At 72.6% G+C, this 22,290-nt stretch carries 17 protein-coding genes; 15 read left to right on the top strand and 2 right to left on the bottom strand.

The window, feature by feature from the left end:
• Positions 1-10 precede the first annotated feature (10 nt).
• Complete coding sequence (gene thpR / locus F0L17_RS10660; RefSeq protein ID WP_155070889.1) at positions 11-592, top strand: RNA 2',3'-cyclic phosphodiesterase; 582 nt, start codon at positions 11-13, stop codon at positions 590-592.
• Positions 593-913: 321 nt separating this feature from the next.
• On the opposite strand, the gene F0L17_RS10655 is transcribed toward thpR, so the two are convergent.
• Positions 914-1,900, bottom strand: a complete 987-nt coding sequence (locus F0L17_RS10655; RefSeq protein WP_155070888.1) for an aldo/keto reductase — start codon at positions 1,898-1,900, stop codon at positions 914-916.
• A gap of 1,510 nt (positions 1,901-3,410) precedes the next feature.
• Here F0L17_RS10655 and F0L17_RS10650 point away from each other — a divergent pair.
• The 8 genes from F0L17_RS10650 (at position 3,411) to F0L17_RS10615 (ending at position 11,370) form a co-directional block, all read left to right on the top strand.
• A complete protein-coding gene (locus tag F0L17_RS10650; RefSeq protein ID WP_155070887.1) occupies positions 3,411-3,602 on the top strand; it encodes a hypothetical protein in 192 nt (63 codons plus the stop codon).
• Positions 3,603-3,641: 39 nt separating this feature from the next.
• Positions 3,642-3,836 (top strand): hypothetical protein, encoded by a 195-nt coding sequence (locus tag F0L17_RS10645; RefSeq protein WP_155070886.1) that lies wholly within the window; start codon positions 3,642-3,644, stop codon positions 3,834-3,836.
• Between the two features lie 345 nt (positions 3,837-4,181).
• The gene (locus F0L17_RS10640; RefSeq protein WP_155070885.1) at positions 4,182-5,915 is read left to right on the top strand and encodes an alpha/beta fold hydrolase; all 1,734 of its coding nucleotides are present in this window, start codon (positions 4,182-4,184) and stop codon (positions 5,913-5,915) included.
• Positions 5,912-6,490: a hypothetical protein gene (locus F0L17_RS10635; protein WP_162466045.1), complete on the top strand. Its 579-nt coding sequence runs from the start codon at positions 5,912-5,914 to the stop codon at positions 6,488-6,490. Before F0L17_RS10640 ends, F0L17_RS10635 begins: the two co-directional genes overlap by 4 nt.
• 50 nt (positions 6,491-6,540) lie before the next feature.
• A complete protein-coding gene (locus tag F0L17_RS10630) occupies positions 6,541-7,296 on the top strand; it encodes a class I SAM-dependent methyltransferase (RefSeq protein ID WP_155070884.1) in 756 nt (251 codons plus the stop codon).
• Positions 7,293-9,041: an ABC transporter ATP-binding protein gene (locus F0L17_RS10625; protein WP_155070883.1), complete on the top strand. Its 1,749-nt coding sequence runs from the start codon at positions 7,293-7,295 to the stop codon at positions 9,039-9,041. Before F0L17_RS10630 ends, F0L17_RS10625 begins: the two co-directional genes overlap by 4 nt.
• On the top strand, positions 9,038-10,522 hold the full coding sequence (locus F0L17_RS10620; protein WP_155070882.1) for a phytoene desaturase family protein: 1,485 nt from the start codon (positions 9,038-9,040) through the stop codon (positions 10,520-10,522). Before F0L17_RS10625 ends, F0L17_RS10620 begins: the two co-directional genes overlap by 4 nt.
• Positions 10,519-11,370, top strand: a complete 852-nt coding sequence (locus F0L17_RS10615; protein ID WP_155070881.1) for a nuclear transport factor 2 family protein — start codon at positions 10,519-10,521, stop codon at positions 11,368-11,370. Before F0L17_RS10620 ends, F0L17_RS10615 begins: the two co-directional genes overlap by 4 nt.
• On the opposite strand, the gene F0L17_RS10610 is transcribed toward F0L17_RS10615, so the two are convergent.
• Entirely contained in the window at positions 11,355-12,197 is an 843-nt protein-coding gene (locus F0L17_RS10610) for a M23 family metallopeptidase (protein ID WP_155070880.1), read from the bottom strand. The genes F0L17_RS10615 and F0L17_RS10610 overlap by 16 nt on opposite strands.
• 141 nt (positions 12,198-12,338) lie before the next feature.
• Between F0L17_RS10610 and F0L17_RS10605 the strand changes: the two genes are divergently transcribed.
• The 6 genes from F0L17_RS10605 to F0L17_RS28045 are packed head-to-tail and all read left to right on the top strand — an operon-like array spanning position 12,339 to position 22,272.
• Positions 12,339-13,379 (top strand): 3-oxoacyl-ACP synthase, encoded by a 1,041-nt coding sequence (locus F0L17_RS10605; RefSeq protein ID WP_420802407.1) that lies wholly within the window; start codon positions 12,339-12,341, stop codon positions 13,377-13,379.
• Positions 13,376-13,657, top strand: coding sequence for an acyl carrier protein (locus F0L17_RS10600; RefSeq protein WP_155070879.1), 282 nt, complete (start codon positions 13,376-13,378; stop codon positions 13,655-13,657). The genes F0L17_RS10605 and F0L17_RS10600 overlap by 4 nt, the downstream gene beginning before the upstream one ends.
• Positions 13,641-14,792, top strand: a complete 1,152-nt coding sequence (locus F0L17_RS10595; protein ID WP_162466044.1) for an acyl-CoA dehydrogenase family protein — start codon at positions 13,641-13,643, stop codon at positions 14,790-14,792. The genes F0L17_RS10600 and F0L17_RS10595 overlap by 17 nt, the downstream gene beginning before the upstream one ends.
• Positions 14,789-15,847, top strand: coding sequence for an HAD-IIIC family phosphatase (locus F0L17_RS10590; protein WP_155070878.1), 1,059 nt, complete (start codon positions 14,789-14,791; stop codon positions 15,845-15,847). Before F0L17_RS10595 ends, F0L17_RS10590 begins: the two co-directional genes overlap by 4 nt.
• 10 nt (positions 15,848-15,857) lie before the next feature.
• Positions 15,858-17,741, top strand: a complete 1,884-nt coding sequence (locus F0L17_RS10585; RefSeq protein ID WP_155070877.1) for an amino acid adenylation domain-containing protein — start codon at positions 15,858-15,860, stop codon at positions 17,739-17,741.
• Between the two features lie 31 nt (positions 17,742-17,772).
• Complete coding sequence (locus F0L17_RS28045; RefSeq protein ID WP_155070876.1) at positions 17,773-22,272, top strand: condensation domain-containing protein; 4,500 nt, start codon at positions 17,773-17,775, stop codon at positions 22,270-22,272.
• Positions 22,273-22,290: the final 18 nt, after the last annotated feature.

Here is a 22,290-nt window from a genome sequence, read left to right as displayed (position 1 = left end):
GACTTCCCCCATGCGACTCTTCACCGCCGTCCTGCCGCCCCCGCCCGCCGCCGCGGAACTGGCGGCGGCGGTGGGCGCGCTACAAGCGCTGCCCGGTGCCGACCGGCTGCGCTGGACCCCCGCCGAGGGCCGGCACATCACCCTGGCCTTCCTCGGTGAGGTGGACGAGGACCTCCTGCCGGAGCTGCGCGAACGCTTCGGTCGCGCCGCCCGCCGCCACCGCCCCTTCGACGCCCGGCTGGCCGGGGGTGGCCGCTTCGGCGACCGGGTGCTGTGGGCCGGGGTGGCGGACGGCCGCACGGCCCTGCGCGCCCTGGCCGACTCCGTCTCGGCCGGGGCGCGACGCACCGGGGTGCCGATCGAGGACCGCCCCTACCGGCCCCATCTGACCGTCGCCCGCGCCCGCGCCGGCCGCGCCCCCGGCGCGCGGCGAACCGACCTGCGCCCCTTCGCCGACGCCCTGGCCGACTTCTCCGGCAGCGCGTGGCGGGCCGGGGAGCTGACCCTCGTCCGCAGCCGGCTGCCCGTCTCCGGGGTGTCCGGGGACCGCCCCCGGTACGAGACGCTGGAGGTCTGGCCGCTGGGCCACTGACCGGGCCGGGCCGGGCCGGAGCGGGCCGGGCCGGAGCGGGCCGGGCCGAGCGGGCGGCGACCACGCGGGCTCCGACCGGGCGGGCCGGCGCGGGGACCGACCGGCGCGCGGGCTACCGTTGGGGCGTGGATCCGAAGACCCGTACCCGCATCGTCAGCGGAGCCCTGGTGCTGATGCTCGCCGTGGTGCTCGTGGCAGCCCTGGTCGGCTGAGGGAGCCGGCGGACGCACCGACGACAGCGGGGCCGGCCCGTCCCATCGGGACGGGCCGGCCCCGTACCCGGTCGGGCGCGCGTGCGGCGCACCCGTCACCGGGCTCGGGTCACCAGGCGAACGCCTCCGGGGAGGGTCCCGGGCCGGGGAAGATCTCGTCCAGCGACGCCAGCAGTTCCTCGCTCAGCTCCAGGTCCAGCGCGCGCAGCGCCGAGTTCAACTGCTCGTCCGTGCGCGGGCCGATGATCGGTCCGGTGACGCCCGGCTGGGCGAGGTGCCAGGCCAGGGCGACCTCGCCGGGCTCCAGGCCGTGCTTGTCCAGCAGGTCCTCGTACGCCTGCACCTTCCCGCGCAGATCCGGGTTGTTCGCCAGCGCCTCCGACGAGCGGCGGCCGGGGTTCTCCCGCTCCTTGCGGAGCACACCGCCCAGCAGACCGCCACCCAGCGGCGACCACGGGATGACGCCCAGCCCGTAGTCCCGCGCGGCCGGGATGACCTCCATCTCGGCGCGGCGCTCCACGAGGCTGTACTTGCACTGCTCGCTGACCAGGCCGAGCCGGCCCCTGCGGGCCGCGACCTCGTTGGCCTGGGCGATGTGCCAGCCCGCGAAGTTGGACGATCCGACGTACAGGATCTTGCCCTGCTGGACCAGGACGTCCATGGCCTGCCAGATCTCGTCCCACGGCGTGTTCCGGTCGACGTGGTGGAACTGGTACAGGTCGATGTGGTCGGTCCGCAGCCGCTTGAGGCTGGCGTCCACGGCCCGGCGGATGTTCACCGCCGACAGTTTGTCGTGATTGGGCCAGACGTCGTTGTCCGCGGCCGCCATGTTGCCGTAGACCTTGGTGGCGAGCACGACCTTGTCGCGGCGTCCGCCGCCGCCGGCGAACCAGTTGCCGATGATCTCCTCGGTGCGGCCCTTGTTCTCGCCCCAGCCGTAGACGTTGGCGGTGTCGAAGAAGTTGACGCCCGCCTCCAGTGCGGCGTCCATGATGGCGTGGCTCTCGGGCTCGTCGGTCTGCGGACCGAAGTTCATCGTGCCGAGGACCAGGCGGCTGACCTTGAGGCCGGTGCGTCCGAGTTGCGTGTACTTCATGGCCACCAGCCAACGCGCTGGAGTGCGCTCAAGGCAAGGACCGGCCACGTGACGCGGCGGACCGACGACCGCTCCGCCCCGCCCGTTTCCGTCCGGATGTCGCTGGGAACCGGCCCGCGGCCCGCGGCACCGGTCGGTGGCACGAGGCCCGTCACCGGCCCCGGGGTGTCGGGCGGAGGAGGTGCGGTGCGGCGCCCGGCCCGGAGCGGGCATGTGTGGGCGTGTGTGGGCTTGTATCGCCATGGGTCGTCTGAAATGGGTACAGCAGGACGCTTTCCGTCCGCCAGGTCAAAAACTAACCCATCGGCCACTGGGGGACTCGATCGGTGTTTGCCTGGAATAACGACCGGAAAGAATCTTCGGTCGGCTGGTGTCTTGATCGTCCGTGTGGTCCATTCAAAGTGGAGTGGATAACTCCGCTATTCTTCCCTGGCGCCGGCGGTCCGGATGTGTATAGTGTGGTGCGCGAGCATGTTGCTGAGCCTGCCCGACCAGCAGGGTCAGTGGAAATCCTCGATTCCGGAAGCATGGACCTACGGAAATCTGCCACAGGGGGAAACATGCACAAGATCGAATCGTACGCGAGGGGATCCTCCGCGTCGACAGTGAAATTTCCGCAGAGGTGCGACCGCCTCCCGGAAGAGGAACGGGAAATCCTGCCGTAGGCCGACCGGTGGCCCGTCGAGCCGAAACGGGCGGAGCACCGGCATCGCCGAACACGGTGTGAGTGATCCGGCGGGAGTGCGGTGTTCCGGGCTTCCGGATGCCCGGGTGCCCCGCTTGTTGTCGTATGGGCCGCCGAAGGCCTGCGGCTGCGCCGCGGAGTCGTGTCGACTCGTACGCCGAGCCCGTCCGCCCATCTGTTCCCGTGTTCCCGTTTCCGCGGGCCACCAGGGCGACCTGCGGTTTCCTTGTGGTGTACAGCTCCGGCGCGCACTGTTTACGCTCGGCCCCGTCCCGCGTTACCGCCTGAAAAGGAGTGTCCCAATTTTGGACCAACGGCAGTAGGTCGGCCGGACGGTCGCGCACCGACTTGTCCGCTGTCTCGCAGGGCATCCCTCTCCACGGAAGTTTGTTTCGCGTTGAATCGGGGCGGGGATGGATTCTGCTTGTGCTTCCGAGATCCTCCCCGAATTGGTATTTCTGTCGGGTTGTGGGCGTACGATCCTCCGGCGTTCATCGATTCGGGTGTTCACAAACGACGGTTCCTGTATAAGCTGAATTTCGAAACCGGTTCGGGGTCGCACCCGCTTCCGAAGGTCCGCTTGTATTCCGTTCGACCATCTCGTGGATTCCTTCTTTGTGCATGTGACGCGCGTAGTGTCCGGAGCTGTGCGGTTTTCCCGGTTTCGGCCGGGGGCAGAGTGGTCGTACCCCGGAATCCTTCACAGGCTTGCCCGGCGGATCCCGTCGGGCATGGCCGGGCCGGTATGCCGACCCGGCGGCACCATCGCAAGAGAAAACGAGCACACCACCGCGCAGGAAAGAGACAGAAGAGGAGAGCAGGACAATGGAGCAGAAAATCTCCGTGTTCATGAACGACCAGGACCTCGGTCCGCTGGAGCAGGGCTACCAGGACGACGCCCCGGCGCCGGTCCTGGCCACCCCCGGGGCCGTTGCCACCTGCTGGTACGTCGGCGGTGCCGTCGTCGGTGCGGGCTCCGTCGTGGGTGCCTACGTCACCGGCCGCGTCGTCGGCTGACCCGTTCGTATGTCGATCGACTCCCGAAGGAGAACCGGAATGAACAGGATCGTCGAGAGTGTCGCCGCCCTCACCCCCGAGGAGCTGACGGACGAGACCGGCGGTGAGTTCGGCGCGATGATGCCCGTCCAGGCCACTCCGGGCCTGGTCGCCTTCGGCGTGGGCTTCGCCGGCGGCGCCGGCGCCGCGTGGGTCACCGTCCAGGCGTACGAGGCCGGCCGTACCGCCGGCTGACCCGTCCCGCTGGACGAGCGCCACCAGTTGAGGAGTCCTGCGGGATTCTGAGAGAGCCTCCCGGGGGCTGCCCCCGGGAGTGGTGAGAGCTGTCGGGCCGCGCCGGAATCGCGGCCCGACAGTCCTCTCAACCCTACCCGCAGCCGGGTCGACGCGAAGGAAAGCTCCGGTATGAGGATGATAAAGAAGATTTCGTCTGCGTTGTTCTCCCCTATTCCAGTTTCCAGGGACCGCGCAATAGGCATATCGGAACGCCTCGCGGCCCTTTCCAGTCTCTCTTCTTCCCTGGAATACCTTCATCAGCACCGCAATCTGGGTCCGGGTGGTCTCAACGACTGGGAGATCATGAGACAGACCCCGGAGAGCAAGGTTCCGGCCATCCAGAAGCTCACCGACGTCGTGAGCGGTAGACGGACCACCCTGGCCCTGCACGCGACGCGCGTAGCGTGCAGTCTGGGGATGCTCCTGCCGGGGAACAGCCGGTGGCGGGGGGTGGGCAACCTCTACCTGGGAGCCACCACCACACTCCTCCAGGCCCGTCACCGCTACGGCTCGGACGGCTCGGACCAGGTCGCCACGCAGGTGCAGGCGGTCACCGGCCTCGCCCGACTGGCGAGCAGCCCGCAGGTCAAGGACGCCCTGATGTGGTATCTGGCGCTCCAGGCCAACATGTCCTACGCCGCGTCCGGCTGGACGAAGATGGCGGGGACGAAGTGGCGCGACGGCTCGGCCCTGCCCGGTGTGATGCGGACCCGCACCTACGGCTTCGAGCGCGCGTACCGCCTGACGCAGCGCTATCCCCGGGCCAGCAAGGTCACCCAGCACGCGGTCCTGGCGATGGAGTGCCTCTTTCCCGTCGTCTACCTGGCCGGTGGCCGCCTGACCCGACCGTTGATCGGAGCGGCGGGGAGCTTCCACGTCGTCAACGCCTTCGTCATGGGCCTGGGCCGGTTCATGACCGCGTTCCCCGCGATGCATCCGATGATCGCCTACACGGCCGCGCCGCGGGAACTCCCCGCGGTCGCCGGTCGGGACGACCGGATGGTCAAGACGGCTCTGGTGCTGTTGGCCGGCGGCGTCACCGGGGCGGCCGTGCTGGCGACGCAGCAGCGTGCCCGTGCCGTGGCCGGGTGGCCGATGTCCCGCACCGTCACCACCCGGTGCGGCAACGTGCTGCAGTACGACACCGGCGGCCGGGACCTCGACGACCGTCCGGTCGTCGTCTTCAACCACGGTCTCGCCTCGACCCCCGAGCACTTCGCCTGGATGGTCGAGCGGTTGGCCTTCGACCTGGGCCAGCCGGTGGTGACCTATGCCCGTGCGGGCTACGGTCCCAGCCGTCGTGTGCGGGAGGCTCCCTACACCCTGCAGGAGTCCGTGGACGACCTGGAGGACCTGATCCTCCAGGCCCTGCCGAAGGACCGCAAGGTGGTGCTCGTCGGGCACTCCCTGGGCGCGGACCTGAACCGGCGGGCGGCGGCGCGGCTCGGCGACCGGGTGGCCGGCGTCGTCTACCTCGACCCCACCCACCCGGGCCAGCTCGTCCGGTCGGACAAGCAGCGGAAGGGCATGGAGCTGTTCACCGCCTCCCTCGCGGACATGGCGCGCTGGACGAGGCTGGGCTGCGGTGCGCTGATGTCGCGCCCCCGCTGGGTGGACGACCTGCCCTACCCCTACCGGCAGAAGGTGTTCGCCCTCTACACCGACTCCCGGCTGTGGACGGCGGCGAAGCGGGAGTGGGAGGTGGTGCGGGAGGAGTTTGACTCCTTCGACGAGGAGTTGACGCCGGTGCCGGCTCCGGGGCTGGTCGTCGCCGCGCAGGTGACCGTGGACATGGACCAGGAGCAGCTGCTGATGTACCACGACATCGCCCGGTCCCACCAGGCGGCCGGCCGGCACGGGGACGTCACCGTGGTGGAACGCGCGGGGCACGACACGATCCTGACCGACGCGCGCCACGCGCGCACCGCGGCGGATCTGATCGCGTCCTTCGTGGACCGCCACTGCGTTCCGCGACCCGAGCCGGAGACCGTGGCCCCGGCCGGAGACATCGACGGGAAGGCGGGTGAGGAGAAGTGAACGCCGCCTCGTTCGTCAAGGAGGCCTTCACCGGCCCCGGTGCCGTGACGCGTCTGACGGGCGCGGCCCTGCTGGTGGCGACGCTGGCCGCGCAGCACCCGAGCCCGGCCTTCGAACGCGCACGGGAGAAGGACCTGTTCTCCCTCGTGCCCAACTGGAAGTTCTTCGCGCCCAACCCGGCGACGCACGACTACCACTACCTCTACCGCACCCTCGACGAGAACCGCGAGACGTCCCCCTGGATCGAGTTGGAACTGATCCAGAAGCGCAGGATGATCCAGGCGTTCTGGTTCTCGTCCCGCCGAACGGAGAAGGCCGTCTTCGACATCTGCAGCGCCATGCTCAAGAGCATTTCCAAGGGGGAGGACCCGACCGGCTCGCCGCCCTTCCGGGTCCTGGCCGAGTTCATCAGGAGGCAGATCAGGGAGACCCCGAACGTCTCCGACGTACGCGGTTTCCAACTCGCCGTGGTTCGCGCCACCGGCCACGACGACAGCGAGGAACCGGAAGTCCTCTACGTCTCCACCTACCTGCCCATGAAGCCCGTCTCCCCGGCCTTCTTGCGGGCCGCCTGAGACCGACGGCTCCCGGTGCGGGGGTTTCGCCCACGAGAAACGGAGAACCCATGACGATCGCGGACATCGGCTACGGCAAGCAGTTCGAGGGCTGGTACGACCGCGTCTTCCCGAACGACGCCGCCACGGAGGCCACCGTCGAGGCACTGGCCGGGTTCCACCCCGACCCCCCTCGGGGCACGCTGGAGTTCGGCGTCGGGACGGGACGGATCGCGCTGCCGCTGTCGCGCCGGGTCGGTCCGGTCACCGGTGTGGACTCCTCGCGGGAGATGCTGACGGCTCTGGAGAAGAAGGCCGACGAGGGCGAGGTGACCGCCGAACTCGGCGACATCCGGACCTACCGCGACGGCCGGCAGTACGGCCTGGTCTACTGCGTCTGTTCCACGCTCGCGTTGATCCTCGACCCGGAGGGGCAGCGGGAGGCCGTCGCACGGGCGGCCGAGCACCTGTGTCCCGGCGGCCGGTTGGTGATCGAGACGCACAACCGTCCGGGCATCGTCGCCCAGCACGAGGGGCTGACGCGCACCACGATGTTCGTGCCCTACCCGGAGCCGAACACCGGCATCCAGATGCACGCCACGCTCCTGATGGACAACCGGGTCTGGCAGGTGTCCAGCGTGTGGTTCGAGGCGGACGGCACCCACCGCATCGGCACCGAGGCCGTGCGCCTGCTCGTCCCCGAGGAGGTGGACGGCTACGCGCGGGACGCCGGACTGCGGCCCGAGGGCCACTACGGCGACTGGCTGCGGACCGGCTACACACCCGAGGCCGGTCTGTTCGTCGCGTCCTACACCAAGCCGGCATGAACCTCCGGGAGACAGTCCGCCGCCACCGCGCCCTGCTGATCGCCGGCATCGGCATGGGGCTGGTCGGCGCGGCGGCCACGCTCGCCCAGCCCTGGATGCTGGGCCGTCTGATCGAGGCCGTGTCCCGGCAGGAGTCGATCGCCTGGCCCATCACGTTCATCGCGCTGTTCTTCGTGGCGGACGCGGCCCTGGGGGCCGGGCACTCCTACGCGATCGGCCGGGCCGGCGAGAACATCGCGTTCGACGCCCGGCGCATCCTCGGCGGCCGTCTGCTGCGCAGCCAGATCCCGTACTTCTCACGCCTGGAGCACGGGGACGTCTTCGCGCGCACGGTGTCCGACACCTCCGTCGCCTGCCTGATCATCGCGCAGGCGTTGGCCCAGGTGGTCACCTCGGTGTTCATGGTCGTCGGCGGTGTCGTGCTGATGGCCCGGCTGGACTGGAAGCTGCTGCTCACCACGGTCGCCTGCCTCGGGGTGGCCAGTGGCGCCTCGCTGTTCCTGGCCCGCCGGGTGCGCATCGCCGCCCTGCAGAACCGGCAGGACATCGGCGCGTTCGGCTCGGGCCTGCAGCGGGTGCTCGGCGCCATCACCACGGTCAAGGCGTCACGCGCCGAGGAGCGGGAGAGCGAGGAACTGGCCGGGCTGGCGGACCGGGCCCGGCGCAGCGGGATCCGGGTCATCGGGTTCGGTTCGCTGCTCACCCCCATGATGAACGTCGGGACCCAGCTCTCACTGGCCGTCGTCATCTCCTGGGGCATGGCCCGGGTGGCCACCGGCTCGCTGTCGCCGGCCGATCTCACGTCGTTCGTGATGTACCTCTTCTACCTGGTGGCGCCGCTGGTGATGCTCTTCATGTCGATCGGTCAGATCCAGCAGGGCCGGGCCGCCGTCCAGCGCGTGACGGAGCTGGGGGCGGTTCCGCAGGAGGAGGACGAGGAAGACCCGGCGGGGCCGGTGGGGTCGGGGCAGCCGCGGGAGCGCGAGCCCGTGGCGGAGTCGGCGCCCGCGGTCAGCTTCGAGGACGTCGTCTTCTCCTACCACGAGGGCGCGCCCGTGCTGCGCGACGTCTCGTTCAGCCTGCCGCGCCGCGGCCTGACCGCGATCGTCGGCGCGTCGGGGGCCGGGAAGACGACGACGTTCCAGCTCATCGAGCGCTTCCACCGGCCGGACTCCGGCACGATCCGGGTCGCGGGGCGGGACGTCGCCGCCCTGCGGTTGGCGGAACTGCGGTCGCTGGTCGGCTACGTCGAGCAGGACGCGCCGCTGCTGCGCGGCACGATCCGGGAGAACCTGACGTACGCCAACCCCGGAGCCGACGACGCGGAGGTCGCCCGTGCGCTGCGGCTCGCCAGCATGGAGGGTTTCGTCGCGGAGCTGCCCGACGGGCTCGACACGGAGCTCGGCGAGCGCGGCGCCGGTCTCTCCGGCGGCCAGCGGCAGCGGCTCGCCATCGCCCGTACGCTGTTGCAGCGGCCGGAGGTGATCCTGCTGGACGAGGTCACCGCGCACCTGGACGGCGACACCGAGGTCGCGCTGCGCGACGCGATCACCGAGGCCGCCCGCGAGTGCGCCGTCCTGGCCATCGCGCACCGGCTGTCCACCATCGTGCGGGCCGACCGCATCATCGTGATGGAGGAGGGACGGGTGCGGGCGACCGGCACCCACCGGGAGCTGATCGAGTCCGACGAGGTCTACCGACGGCTCGCCGGACAGCAGTTCGCCGCAGAGGAAGCCCTGGCATGACGCGCGCCGACGTCGCTGTCGTCGGCAGCGGTCCGAACGGTCTGGCGGCCGCCGTCACCATGGCGCGCGCGGGACTGACCGTGCACGTCCACGAGCAGGCCTCCGCCGTCGGCGGAGGCCTGCGCGGCGAGGCGCTGTTCGACCCCGAGGTGTGGCACGACATCTGTGCCGCGGTGCACCCGATGGCGGCCGCGTCCGCGTTCTTCCGCGAGTTCGACCTCCCGGCCCGCGGGGTCCCGCTGCTGCAGCCGCCGATCGCCTACGCGCATCCCCTGGACGACGGTACCGCCGCGTTCGCCCACCGGGACCTGGAGGAGACCTGCGACCGTCTGGGGCCGGACGGGCGGCGCTGGCGGCGGCTGATGGAACCCCTGGTGCGGCACAGCGCGGGGGTGACCGACTTCCTGCTGTCCGGCCAACGGTCCGTGCCGCGGGATCCCGCCGTTCCGCTGCTGCTCGGCCCGCGCGTGCTGAGTCACCTCCTGCGAGGCGACGGGCTGCGGACCGAGGCCGCCCGGGCACTGCTCACCGGGGTCGCGGCGCACGCGGTGGGTCGGCTGCCCAGCCCGCCCTCCGGCGCCATCGCGCTGCTGCTGGGACACCTGGCGCACGCGACCGGCTGGCCGTTGCCGCGGGGCGGCAGCGGCCGCATCGCGGAGGCCCTGGCCGACGACCTGCGGGCGCACGGCGGTGTGCTGCACACCGGCCACCGGGTCACCGACCTCGCGGAGTTGGAGGCACGGGTGGTCATGCTGGACGTCACGCCGCACGGTCTGCTCGAACTGGCCGGCGACCGGCTGCCACCGGGGTACCGCCGGGCCCTGGGCCGCTTCCGCTACGGTCCGGGAGCGGCGAAGGTCGACTTCCTGGTCGACGAGCCCATCCCGTGGGCCGCCCCCGAAGTGGGCCGGGCCGGGACCGTGCACCTGGGCGGCACCCGAGCCCAGACCCTCGCGGCAGAGGGGGCGACGGCCCGGGGGGAGACCTGCGAGGAGCCGTTCGTGCTGGTGGTCGACCCGGCCGTGACCGACCCCGGGCGCGCCGTGGGCGGTCGCCGTCCGGTGTGGGCCTACGCGCACGTGCCGAACGGCGACACCCGGGATCCGGTTCCCCTGGTCACCCGCCGTATCGAGCGGTACGCGCCCGGCTTCGCCGACACGGTCGTCGCGGCACGTGGCGTGCCGGCGGCCGACTACGAGACGTACAACCCCAACTATCCCGGTGGGGACATCGGCGCGGGAGCCGTCACGCTCGCGCAGTCCGTGTTCCGGCCGGTGCCCGCCTGGAATCCCTACCGCACGCCCCTGCCCGGGGTGTACCTGTGCTCCGCGTCGACGCCGCCCGGTCCCAGCGTGCACGGGATGTGCGGCCACCACGCGGCCCGGGTAGCCCTGCGTCGGGAGTTCCACATCACGACCACGCCGCCCCTGGGACCCGGGAGCGGCGCGCCGCACACCGAGAGATCCGGGAGAGCACCATGAGCAGCACGGACCGTCCCACCGCCGCGGAGGACTTCGCCGGGTACCTCCGCGCCTACCACTCCGACGCCATCGACGGGGACGAGCCGGTCGAGGAGGTCTGGGACCGCTACCACCTCCCCCACGGCACCCACCGGGTCAACGGTCGGGTCTGGGACCGGAAGAAGATCCTGAGCAGCCTGCGCTCCCGACGTTCCCTCGACGCGCCGTTCGAACTGCACCTCCACGAGGTGATCGTGGAGGGGCGCAGGGCCGCGGCCCGGTACACCATCGGCACGCCCATGATGTGGAAGCTCCAGAGCGCCACGGACGCGGCGGTCTTCGCCGAACTGGCCGAGGACGGGCGTGTGGTCCGCACCGACGCCTTCTCCTCCACCCGGCCCGGCTGGTCGGGGACGGGGGAGCGGGACTCGTTCGACGGCGCGGCCCGGCCCGCACCGGGGACCGCCCCGGCGCCGCCGCCCGTCGCCGGGGCCGAGCCGACGCCCGCCCAGGACCCGGCGCACTACCTGCGGGCCTACTACGCCGCCGGGTACGACCCGGCGGTGCCGGCCGCCGAGGCCCACGACCGCTTCCACACCCCCGACGCGCTGCACCAGGTCGGGGGGAAGGTGATGCAGCGCTCCGGCGTCCTGAAGGCCCTGGAGGACGAGCGGAAGCGGGGGCACGTCTACCCCGTGGAGGTCCACGAGACCCTGCGCGAGGGCAACCGCTTCGCGGCCCGCTACACCACCAGCCGGGACGGGAAGTCGAAGCGGAGCCAGGAGGTGTTCGCCTTCGGCGAGTTCGCCCCCGACGGCCGCGTCCGGCTGGTCCGCTTCCTGCTCGAACCCGGCTACGGCGCGGCGTAGGGGTCCGGCCGGTCGGCCGTGGTGGTCCGGATCGGGACGAAGCAGGTGTTGTCGGCGGGCACGCCGTCGTGCTCCCGGCCGTCGTCGTCCCGGTACCGCCAGGTGAAGCGCAGGCCGCGGGCGGAGGTGACGTCGGGACCGTCCATGAGCTGGAAGTGCAGGTGCGGTTCCGCGGAGTTCCCCGAGTTGCCGCACTCGGCCAGCGGCCGGCCGGCCGTCACCCGGTCCCCCACGGCCACTTTCAACGAGTGGCGCCGCAGATGGGCGAAGACGGCGTACACCCCGTCGTCCAGTTCGAGGACGAGGTGGTTGCCCAGCAGGTGGCGGGGGAGGCCGAGGGAGCGCACGAACCCCTCCGCGAGCACGTAGAAGAGGCCGGCCAGCGAGGAACGCGAGAGGTGGTCCCGCTGTCCGTCCGAGGCGGCCACCACCCGACCGTCCGCGGGGGCCAGCAGCGGCTCGCCGAAGGACGGGTAGGACTCGGGGCGCCGTGCCACCGGCCAGAACCACACGGGTTCCGGCGCGGGCCGGCGGGCCAGGTCGATGGCGTAGGTCTGCGCGAGGTTGTGGGTGTGGCTGGGCACCTTGGTGGCGGGGCCGTTGCGCGCCATCCAGCGGCCCTCCACGGGGACGTCGAGTGCCAGCGGCGGGGCCTCGTCGCCGGACGGGCGCTGCGCGCGGGTCATCGCCCACCGCATCAGCATGCCGACCACCAGCAGGGCGATCCCGGTGAGCCACAGCGGCCCGATGCCCTGGCCGTTGACGAGGATGCACACGGCGCCCGCGGCCATCACCGGGCCGTGGCACTTCCAGAGGGACTGGGACATGGGACCGGACCTTCCGTGGGGGGGCGAGGGGTCATCAGCATTCCAGCATCGGGGCGCCGGAATTCTAATTTACGCACTTACGTACTTCCGTAGAAAGCGGTAGTGTTCCGGTGTCGGAGTCCCGAACGGGCGGGAGCGCAGGTGAACGTTGAGCAGACGTCCCACACCGCGGCACCGGTCGCGGTCGATGCCGCCGGCTGGCACCTGCCGGATCGGACCCGTGCCGTCGCGGACCTCCCCGAACTGGCCGAACTGGCCGGGGCGGACCGCCGCACCTGCCTCAACCTCGGCATCGACACCGTGGCGGTGGACGACGACCTGACCGCCACCGACCTGGCCGAGCGCGCCGCCCGTGCCGTGTTGGCGCGGGCCGGGGCACGGGCCGCGTCCCTCGGGGCGCTGATCCTGGTCGAGTCGCGCGCCCCGGAGACCCTGGTCAGTTCGGACGCGACGAGACTCCAGCACGCGCTGGGCGCCGACGCGGCGACGGTCTTCACGGTCGGTGGCCTCGGCTGCGTCTCCGTCGCCCCCGCCCTGCTCGCGGCGCGCGGCCTGCTGGCCGCCGACCCGGACCTCGGCCCCGTGCTGGTCGTGCACGGCAGCAAGCCCGCGGCGAAGACGCGTTACCGGCACCCGGTCACCGTCAACGGCGACAGCGGGCAGGCCCTGCTGCTGGGCCGTCCGCACCCGGCCGCGCCGGTCCGGATCCTCGACCTCGTCCAGCGGACCAACGGCCGGTACTGGGACCTCTTCCGGCTGGAGTACCGCGACCGGCCCACCGATCGCTGGCGGGAGGAGTGCAGGGACCTGCCCGAGTACTCGTTCCGGCTGGCGATGGAGAGCCGGCACCGGCTCTCCGGGCTGGTGGACGAGCTGCTGGCGCGCAACGACCTCACCCGGGCCGACATCGCCGGGTACGCGAGCCAGAACCTGTCGGCCGGCGGGTTGGCGTTCACCGAGGAGACCCTGGACATCGGGCTGCTGCCCTCCTGCCGGGACAACCTGCGCCGCTTCGGCCACCTCGGCCCGAACGACGTCTTCCTGAACCTCTACACCGCCCTGGCCCGCGAGGACCTCGTCGAGGGTGACCGGGCGGTCCTCGTCAACGTCAGCCCAGTGGCGGCCTGGAGCGTGCTGCTGGTCGAGATAGGCCCGCAGCACGGTCGGGAGGGCACCGTATGAACCACGGCACCGAGAAGACCACCGAGGAGATCACCCGGTTCCTGACCGAAGCGCTGCGGCGACCGATCGGCCCCGACGACGACTACTTCGCACTCGGCCTGGTCGACTCGTTGTTCGCGCTGGAGTTGGTCACCCACGTCGAGCAGCGCTTCACCCTCACCGTGGAGGTGGAGGACCTCGATCTGGACAGTTTCCGGACCGCACGACGGATCGCCGAGTTCGTCCACCGCAAGACCGGCGCCGACACGCCGACCCGGACCCGTGCGGGCGACCGCTGACGCCCCCGGGGCGCCGCCGTTGGTCGCGGCGGCAGCCCGGTTCGCCGCCGAGTCCCGGGACCCGGCCGCGGACTGGGACCGTGCGGGCCGGATCCCGGCGGACGTGTGCCGCAGGCTGGCGCGCACGGGCCTGCTCGCCGCCGACCTGCCCGCCCGGTACGGCGGGGCGGGCCTGGCGCCGGTCGAACTCGGTGAGGCGGCCGCCCACCTGGGGGGCGTGTGCAGTGCCCTGCGCGGTCTGCTCACCGTCCAGTCGATGGTCGCGGCGGCGCTGCTGCGCTGGGGCACCCGCGAGCAACGCGCCCACTGGCTGCCGCGACTGGCCGCCGGCACGCTGACGGCCGGCTTCGCGGCCACCGAGGACGGCGCGGGCAGCGCGCTCGCCGAGGTGCGGACCGACATCGAGGAATCCGCGGACGGCACCGAGCTCACCGTGACCGGTCGCAAGAAGTGGGTCACCTTCGGGCAGCTCGCCGACGTGCTGCTGGTACTCGGGCGCAGCGGCGACAAGCCCACCGCCGTGCTGGTCGAGACCGACCGGCCCGGCGTGCGCCGCGAACCGGTCGACGGCCAACTCGGCATGCGGGCCGCCGGCGTGGCCCACCTCACCCTGGACGCCGTCCGGGTGCCCGCCGACCACCGGATCGCCCCACCGGGCGCCGGTCTGTCACACGTCGCCGCGACCGCGTTGGACCACGGCCGGTTCACGGTCGCCTGGGGGTGCGTCGGCATGGCCGAGGCGTGTGTCGCCGACGCCGCCGCGCACGCGGCCGCCCGGGTGCAGGGCGGTGTTCCGCTCAGTCGGCACCAGGCGATCGGCGCGCTGCTGGCCCGGATCGCGGTGGACGCCGCCGCGGCCCGCGAGCTCGCCGTCCGCGCGGCCCGGGCACGGGGCGACGGACCGGGCCGCGGTGTCACCGAAACGATCATGGCCAAGTACGCGGCCGCGGCGGCCGCCGCCGCGGCCGGCCGGGACGCCGTGCAGGTCCTCGGGGCCGCGGGGTGCGAGCCGGACAGCCGGGTCGGCCGCCACTACCGGGACGCGAAGGTCATGGAGATCATCGAAGGAGCGCAGCAAGTGTCCGAACTCCACATCGCCGCACACCTGGTGCGCCGGTTCGGGCCGCGCGCATGACGGCCCCGACGAGCACACCGACCGTCAAGTGCCTGGTCTGGGACCTGGACGACACGTTGTGGGACGGAGTCGTGCTGGAAGGCGACGACCCCCGGCCGTTCCCCCACGTCCTGCCGACCCTCCGGACGCTGGACGAACGCGGCATCCTGCACGCCGCGGTCAGCCGCGGCGACCACGCCACGGCCACCGCCCACCTGAGCGCGTGCGGCCTCGACGAGTGGTTCTGCGCGGTGCGGATCGGCTGGGGCGACAAGTCCGCCGCGATCCGCCGCATCGCCGAGACGCTCAACATCGGGCTCGACACCATCGCCTTCGTCGACAACGACCCGGCCGAGCGCGCCGAGGTCGCCTCCGAGGTCCCGGAGGTCCGCTGCTACACCGCCGACGCGGTCGGGCACCTACCGGAGCGTCCCGAGTTCCGCCCCGCCCACGTGACGGCCGAGGCCGCCGGTCGCCGCCACCTCTACCGCACCGAGTGGCGGCGGCGGCAGGCCGAGGAGGAGTCCGGCGGCGACCGGCAGGCGTTCCTGGCCTCGCTCGGCCTCGTCATGGAGATCGCACCGGCGACGGAGGACGACCTCGCGCGGGCCAGCGAACTCACGGTGCGCACCCACCAGCTCAACAGTACGGGACTGGTCTACGGCGAGGACGAGCTGCGCGAACTCGTCGCGTCGCCTCACCACCGGGTACGGCTCGCCCGGCTCCGCGACCGCTTCGGCGACTACGGCGTCATCGGTCTGTCCGTCACCGAACTCACGCCGACGGACGCGGTGCTGCGGCTGATGTTGATGTCCTGTCGGGTCGCCTCGCGCGGCGTCGGCGGGCTGCTGTTGAACCACCTGATCCGGCAGGCGCGTGCCGAGGGCCGCCGACCCGTCACGCATTTCGTGCCCACCGCCGTCAACCGCACCATGCTCGTCACCCTCCGCTTCGCCGGCTTCACCCAGGTCGACGACGGTCCGGCGGACGGGGGGCCCATGGTCCTCGCGGTGCCCGAGGACCATCCGGTACCCGAACCCGGCGACCACGTCCGCCTGTTGATCCGGGACGTCTGAGGAGGCCGCAGTGACGCAGTTACCCGTCCCGTCCCGGCCGCAGCCGCAGCCGCAATCGCTCCTCGACGCCTTCCGCGCCCGGGCCGCCGAGACACCGCGGGCCACCGCGCTCGTCGTCGGCGCCACCTCGCTCACCTACCGCGAACTCGACCAGGCGTCCGCCGGCCTCGCCGAGCTGCTGCGCGACGCGGGCGCCCGGATCGGCACCACCGTGTGCATCCGCCTCGAACAGAGCGCCGTCGCCGTCGTCGCCGTCCTTGCGGCGCTGCGGGTGGGTGCCGCCTGGGCCGCGATCGAGCCCGACCTGCCGCCGAACCGGCTGCGCGCCCTGCTGCGCGACACCGACTGCGCCGTCGTGCTCGCCGCCCGGGACGACCGGGACCTGGCCGGGACGCCGGACGTGCCGCCCCGGTTGGCAGCCGAGGACCTCGACATCGCCGCCCTGATCGAGGCGGGCGCCCGTACCGCGGCGGACCCCGTGCCCCCGGTTCCGGAGGAGGCCCCCGCATACGTCGTCTACACCTCGGGTTCCACCGGCGAACCCAAGGGAGTCGTGGTCGACCGCGGCCGGCTGGCCGACTCCGTCCGTCCGCGCGGCGCCGTGTACGGCACCGGTCCCTCGGTCTTCCTGATGGCGATGCGGCTGTCGTTCGACGGCATGCTCGCCGGCATGTTCTGGTCGCTCCACAACGGTCACACGCTGCTGTTGCCGACCGCCCGCGAGCTGCGTATCGTTCCCGAACTGGCGTTGTTGGCCCGCCGGTACCGCGCGACCCACCTCGTCGTCGTGCCGTCCCACTACCGACTGCTGCTGGCCGATCCGGACGGGCTTCCGGACAGCCTGCGCCTGGTGGTCGTCGCCGGCGAGGTCTGCACGCCCGAACTGGTCGGGAACCACCGCGCGTGCCTGCCGGGCGCCCGGCTCGTCAACGAGTACGGGCCCACGGAGACCATCGTCTCCTGCACCGTCGAGGACCGGCTCGATCCCGACCGGGAACGCGTCCCCATCGGCCGGCCCTGGCCCGGTGCCACCGTCCACGTGTTGGACCGGCAACTGCGCGAAGTCGCGGACGGCGAGGTGGGCGAGCTGTACGTCGGCGGCGCCTTCGTCGCCCTCGGCTACGCCCGGGCGCCCGGACGCACGGCGGAACGCTTCGTCGCCGATCCGTTCGGGCCGCCCGGCGCCCGCCTCTACCGCACCGGCGACCTCGCCCGCCGCGACGAGAACGGCGCGCTGCACTACCACGGCCGGACCGACCACCAGGTGAAGATCCGCGGCGCCCGCGTCGAGCTCGGCGAGGTCGAGGCCGCGCTCGAGGCGCACCCCGCGGTCGGCCAGGCCGTGGTGGTCTGCGCGGGACCGACCGACGAGGCGTCGCGGTTGACCGCGTTCCTCACCCCGGCCGCGGGGCAGGAGCTCCCCGACCCGGGGGACCTGCGTCGGCACTGTCGCGACCGGTTGGTCGAACAGGCGCTGCCGGACCGTTTCGTACCGGTGGACCGGATGCCGCTCACCTCCACCGGCAAGGCCGACCGCACGGCGCTCGCCGCTTCGCTGCCCGCGGCCGGCGAGAGCGCGGAACGGCCGGCGGAACAGGAGCACTGGACCGGACCGCAACGGATCGTCTGGGACATCTGGGTCGAGGTGCTCGGCCACCGCGACGTCGGTCTGGAGGACAGCTTCTTCGGCCTGGGCGGCAGCTCTCTCAAGATCCTCGACCTGTACAGCCGACTCGATGCGCGCTGGCCCGGTGCGATACGCGCCGGTGAACTGTTCGACCTGGTCACCGTCGAGGCCCAGGCGGGCGTGATCGACGATCGGGTCGGGACCGGCGTCGGGGAGCGGAACCGGCCGGGGGCCGGACGCCCGGCCCCGGTCTCCTACGAGCTCTGACGGCAGGCCGCCCCACGAACGGAGTTCAGACATGACTGGTACCGGTACGGCCGCCGTCGCGGTCATCGGCATCGCCACCCGGTTTCCCGAGGCCGCCGACCTGGCCGAGTTCCGCGCGAACCTGCGCGCCGGCCGTGACTCCGTGCGGCCGATCCCGGCCGAGCGCGTCGAATCCACCGGCCTGGACCCCGCGGTGCGCTACCCGGAATTGGGCTACCTGGATCGGATCGACCTCTTCGACCACGAGTCCTTCGGCATGTCCCGGCACGAGGCCGAGGTCACCGACCCGCAGCACCGACTGGCCCTACACCTCACGCGGGAGGCCCTGGAACACGCCGGCTACGCCCCCTCCGCACTGCGCGACAGCCGGACGGCAGTGGTCTTCAGCTCGCCCGGCAACGGCTACCTGCCGCTGGTCCACGAGCCCGGCACGCTCAGCCTGATGGGCAACATGCCGTTCGCCCTGCCCGCCCGCGTCTCCCACCTCTTCGGTCTGACGGGCCCCTGCTACGGCGTGGACACCGGGTGCAACGGCTCTCTCGTCGCCGTCCACCACGGTTGCCGGGAGCTCCGCGACGGCGACGCCGACTACGCCGTGGTCGGCGGTGTCAGTCTGCGCCACGTCATCGCCCCCGAGGCCGCGGTCGACGACTTCCCCGGCATCGCCTCGCCGACCGCCCGCTCCCGCGCCTTCGACGAGGCGGCGGACGGCGCGGGCGGCGGCGAGGGCGGCGCGGTGCTCCTGCTGACCACACTGGAGCGGGCCCGGGACGAGGGCGCGTTCGTCCACGCGGTGATCCGCGGCACCGCCACCGCGCACAACGGCCGCCACTCCGCCACCATCGCCACCCCCAGCGCCCGCGCACAGGCCGAGGTCATCACGCGTGCCTGGGACCGGGCCGGCCTGGACATCCGGTCCGCCGGCTACGTCGAGGCGCACGGTTCGGGCACCCGGCTGGGCGACGCGGTCGAGGCCGAGGGGCTGGCGCTGGCCCGGCCGGGGGAGCGCGGGCCGCTCGCGGTCGGCTCGGTGAAGACCAACATCGGCCACCTGGACCACGCGGCGGGCATCGCCGGCCTGGTCAAGACGATCCTCAGCGTGCGGCACGGCGAGCTGTACCCGTCGCTGCACTTCCGGCGGCCGGCGGCCGAGGTGGACCTGGACGGCGCCCGCCTGGAGGTGGTGACGTCGCCGAGGCCGTGGCGGGCCGAGGGCATGCGGCGGGCCGGGGTCAGTTCGTTCAGTCTCGGCGGCGTCAACGCGCACTGCGTGGTCGAGGAACCGCCGCCCGCGCCCGCCGGGGCGCCGGACGGGCCGCCGCGGGTGGTCGGCGTCTCGGCCCGGACCGAGGCCGACCTGCACACCCTGTGCGAACGGCTCTCGGTCGCACTGCGGTCCGGCCGGCCCGCGTTCGCCGATGTCGCCTGGACGTTGAACACGGGCCGTGACCACCATCCGTTCCGCGTGGGCGTGGTGGCCGGTCGGACCCGGGACCTCGCGGTCGCGCTGGCCGCCGCGGTCACCTGGCGTCGGCTGGATCCGGTCGCCGCTCCGGCCGCCGCGCCCCGCGTCGTCTGCCTGCTGTCCGGGGACGCCGAACCGGCCGCCGGGACCGGCGATCCGGCCCCGCTGCCCCGTGCCCTGCCGGTTCCGACGGACCGGGCCGCGGCGGTGCGCGGGCAACTCGCCGCGCACGCCGTGCTCGAACGAGCCGGGATCACCGTGGACGGGCTGATCAGCTCGGGGCTCTCCCGCTACGTGGTCCGCCACCTCAACGGCACGCTCACCGACCGGGACACACGGGACCTCGCCGCCGCGGACCCCGCCGCGGCGCCGGTGTCGCCGGAGCGGCTGCGGGCCGCGGCCGACGAGCAACTGGCCGCCGGGCCGACGACCTTCGTGGAGCTGGGCGGTCGCGGCGAGCTGAGCGACCTGCTGGCGGAGCACCTCGCGGACCGGGCCGGGGCCACCGTGCTCACCGCGGGAGCCGAGACGGACGGCATGCTCGGCGTGCTGGCGCGACTGTACGAGTCGGGACACGACCCGGACTGGCGGGAGACGACCCCCGCCGCGCGGCGCGTACCGCTGCCGGGCCACCCGTTCCGCGGCGTCCGCTGCTGGGCCCGACCGGCCGGCGAGGCACCGACGGTTCGGACCGACCGACACCCCCTTGTCGAACCGGTCGAGCCGGTCGGACCACCGGCCGCCGACGCGCCCGCCGGGGAGCCCACCGCCGGGCAACCATCGCTCCCCGAGGCCCCCGGACCGCTCGGCGCCGCGGATCCGGCGGAGGTGCTGCCCTGGCTGCGACGGACCCTGGCGGAACTGCTCTACGCGGACGACGTCGCCCCCGACGACGACTACTTCGCCCTCGGCGGCAACTCCATCATCGCCCTGCTCCTCCTGAAACGGGCCAAGGAGCACCACGGCGTCGAACTGCGGATGATCGACGTCTACGACCACTCCGTCGTCTCCGACCTGGCCGCCGCCATCGCGGCCGGGCGTTCCGCCGCCTCCTCGTCCGCCGTCTCGTCCGCCTCCTCGTCCACGGTGTCCGAGCCGGAGCCCGCCACCCCCGCGACGAGCGGTGCGCGGGAGCTCCCGCCGATCCGGCGCGGCGGCGAGCCGGTGCTGTCCTACGGACAGGAACGCATGTGGTTCCACCACCAGCTCGACCCCGACACCACCCTCTACAACCTTCCCGGCGCCTCCCGCCACCGTGGCCCGATCGATCCCGAGGCGATGCGTCTGGCCTGGGAGGACCTGGCCGAACGGCACGAGACCCTGCGGTCCAACTTCGTCTCCGTGGACGGTCGCGCGCGCCTGGTGATCAGACCACGGCTCGGCGACTTCTTCCGCTACGAGGACCTCACCGGGCGGCCCGACGCGGAGCGCACGGCGCGCACGATCATCCGTGCCGAGTCGGAGCGGGTCCTCGACGTCGAGCGGGACCCCCTGGTCCGCGTCACCCTGGTCCGCCTCGCCCCCGACGACCACCTCTTCTGCTGGCTGACCCACCACGCGGTCAACGACGGCTGGGCACCGCAGATCCTGATGGGCGAGCTCATGCGGTTCTACCAGGCACGTCGCGAGGGGCGGGTGCACCGCTTCGACCCGCTGCCCGTGCAGTACCCCGACTACGCCCGTTGGCAACGGGAGCTGTTGGAGAACGGGCTCCTCGACGGCGAGCTGCGCTACTGGACGGAGCGGCTCGCCGACCCACCGGTCCTGGACCTGCCCACCGACCGGCCGCGCGCCGCCCGGATGGACTTCGCGGGCGCCGCCCACGGCCTGACCGTCCCGCCCGAACTGGTCACCCGACTGCGCGAGGTCGGCGCGCGGGAGTCCGTCACGCTCTTCACGGTGCTGCTCACCGGGCTCACGATGCTGCTGTCCCGGTGGTCGGGCCGGCACGACATCGTGGTCGGCACTCCGACCATCGGGCGCACCCGCCCGGAACTGTGGGGCCTGCTCGGCTTCTTCAACAACACCATCGCGCTGCGCTCCGACCTCTCCGGCGACCCGGACTTCCGCACGCTGCTGCGGAAGGTGCGCGACACCGTGATCGACGGCCTGGAGAACCAGGAGATCCCGTTCGACGCCGTCGTCCGGGAGGTGGCGCCGCAGCGGGACCCGTCCCGCAACCCGATCTTCGACGTCATGTACGTCCACCAGACGCTGCCGCCGCACTTCGTCCTCGGCGAGGGCCTGTTCGGTCCGGCCGTGGACGAGGACGGTGGTCCGCTCTTCCCCGGACTTCCGCCGGGCACCGCGAAGTTCGACATCTCGGTGGTGGTCGGGGAACGCGCCGGCGCGGACGATCTGGACGTGGTGGTCGAGTACAGCACGCAGTTGTTCGACCGGAGCACGATCGCCGCGATGGCGGACGCGTGGCTCGACCTGTTGTGGACGGTCACCGGCGACGGTGACGTCCCGCTCTCCGCGCTGCCCGGAGTGTCCACCGAGCGGAGCGGGCACCGGCCCGACGCGCTCGCCGGACTGCGGACGTTCGAGTTGCCGACGGACCGGCCGCGCCCGCAGGGCACCGGCACCGGGGTGACGGATCGCCATGAGGCCCCGCTTCCCGTCGGTCTCGCCGCCGCCCTGGGCCGCGACGGGCTGCTGGCCGCCCTCGCCACCCTGCTCACCGACCGGGCCGAGGCCGACGAACTGCTGCTCGGTCTCCTCCGGCCGCACGGCACACCACTGCCGTTGCGGATCGACGTGGCGGACGAGCCGCCGCTCGCGGTCCTGACCGAGCGCATCGCCCGGCTGCGCGCCGACGCGGAGGCGCGTCCGCTGCCGGGACGCCCCCCGCTGTTCGACGTCACGGTGGACCACGGCGGCACCGGCGGCACCGGTGCTGCCGGCGTCGTGGGCGACGGCCGCGTCCCCGACCTCCACTGGAGCGTCACCGAGGACCGGATCGCCGTCGAGTACCGCACCGAGCTGTTCGACGAGGCGACGGTGCTCGCCCTCACCGACGACCTGATCTCCCTGGCGCGCACCGCTGTCGCGTCCGCCGACTGACACCGCGAGCACAACCCG

The sequence above is a fragment of the Streptomyces taklimakanensis genome, from assembly GCF_009709575.1.
GTDB classification, from domain to species: domain Bacteria; phylum Actinomycetota; class Actinomycetes; order Streptomycetales; family Streptomycetaceae; genus Streptomyces; species Streptomyces taklimakanensis.
This window is presented reverse-complemented; position numbering and strand designations above follow the sequence as displayed.

Bases quoted from the DNA above. Each gene is read 5' to 3' on its own strand.
- thpR (WP_155070889.1), top strand. From the start codon at position 11: ATGCGACTCTTCACCGCCGTCCTGCCGCCCCCGCCCGCCGCCGCGGAA.
- F0L17_RS10655 (WP_155070888.1), bottom strand. From the start codon at position 1,900: ATGAAGTACACGCAACTCGGACGCACCGGCCTCAAGGTCAGCCGCCTG.
- F0L17_RS10650 (WP_155070887.1), top strand. From the start codon at position 3,411: ATGGAGCAGAAAATCTCCGTGTTCATGAACGACCAGGACCTCGGTCCG.
- F0L17_RS10645 (WP_155070886.1), top strand. From the start codon at position 3,642: ATGAACAGGATCGTCGAGAGTGTCGCCGCCCTCACCCCCGAGGAGCTG.
- F0L17_RS10640 (WP_155070885.1), top strand. From the start codon at position 4,182: ATGAGACAGACCCCGGAGAGCAAGGTTCCGGCCATCCAGAAGCTCACC.
- F0L17_RS10630 (WP_155070884.1), top strand. From the start codon at position 6,541: ATGACGATCGCGGACATCGGCTACGGCAAGCAGTTCGAGGGCTGGTAC.
- F0L17_RS10625 (WP_155070883.1), top strand. From the start codon at position 7,293: ATGAACCTCCGGGAGACAGTCCGCCGCCACCGCGCCCTGCTGATCGCC.
- F0L17_RS10620 (WP_155070882.1), top strand. From the start codon at position 9,038: ATGACGCGCGCCGACGTCGCTGTCGTCGGCAGCGGTCCGAACGGTCTG.
- F0L17_RS10615 (WP_155070881.1), top strand. From the start codon at position 10,519: ATGAGCAGCACGGACCGTCCCACCGCCGCGGAGGACTTCGCCGGGTAC.
- F0L17_RS10610 (WP_155070880.1), bottom strand. From the start codon at position 12,197: ATGTCCCAGTCCCTCTGGAAGTGCCACGGCCCGGTGATGGCCGCGGGC.
- F0L17_RS10600 (WP_155070879.1), top strand. From the start codon at position 13,376: ATGAACCACGGCACCGAGAAGACCACCGAGGAGATCACCCGGTTCCTG.
- F0L17_RS10590 (WP_155070878.1), top strand. From the start codon at position 14,789: ATGACGGCCCCGACGAGCACACCGACCGTCAAGTGCCTGGTCTGGGAC.
- F0L17_RS28045 (WP_155070876.1), top strand. From the start codon at position 17,773: ATGACTGGTACCGGTACGGCCGCCGTCGCGGTCATCGGCATCGCCACC.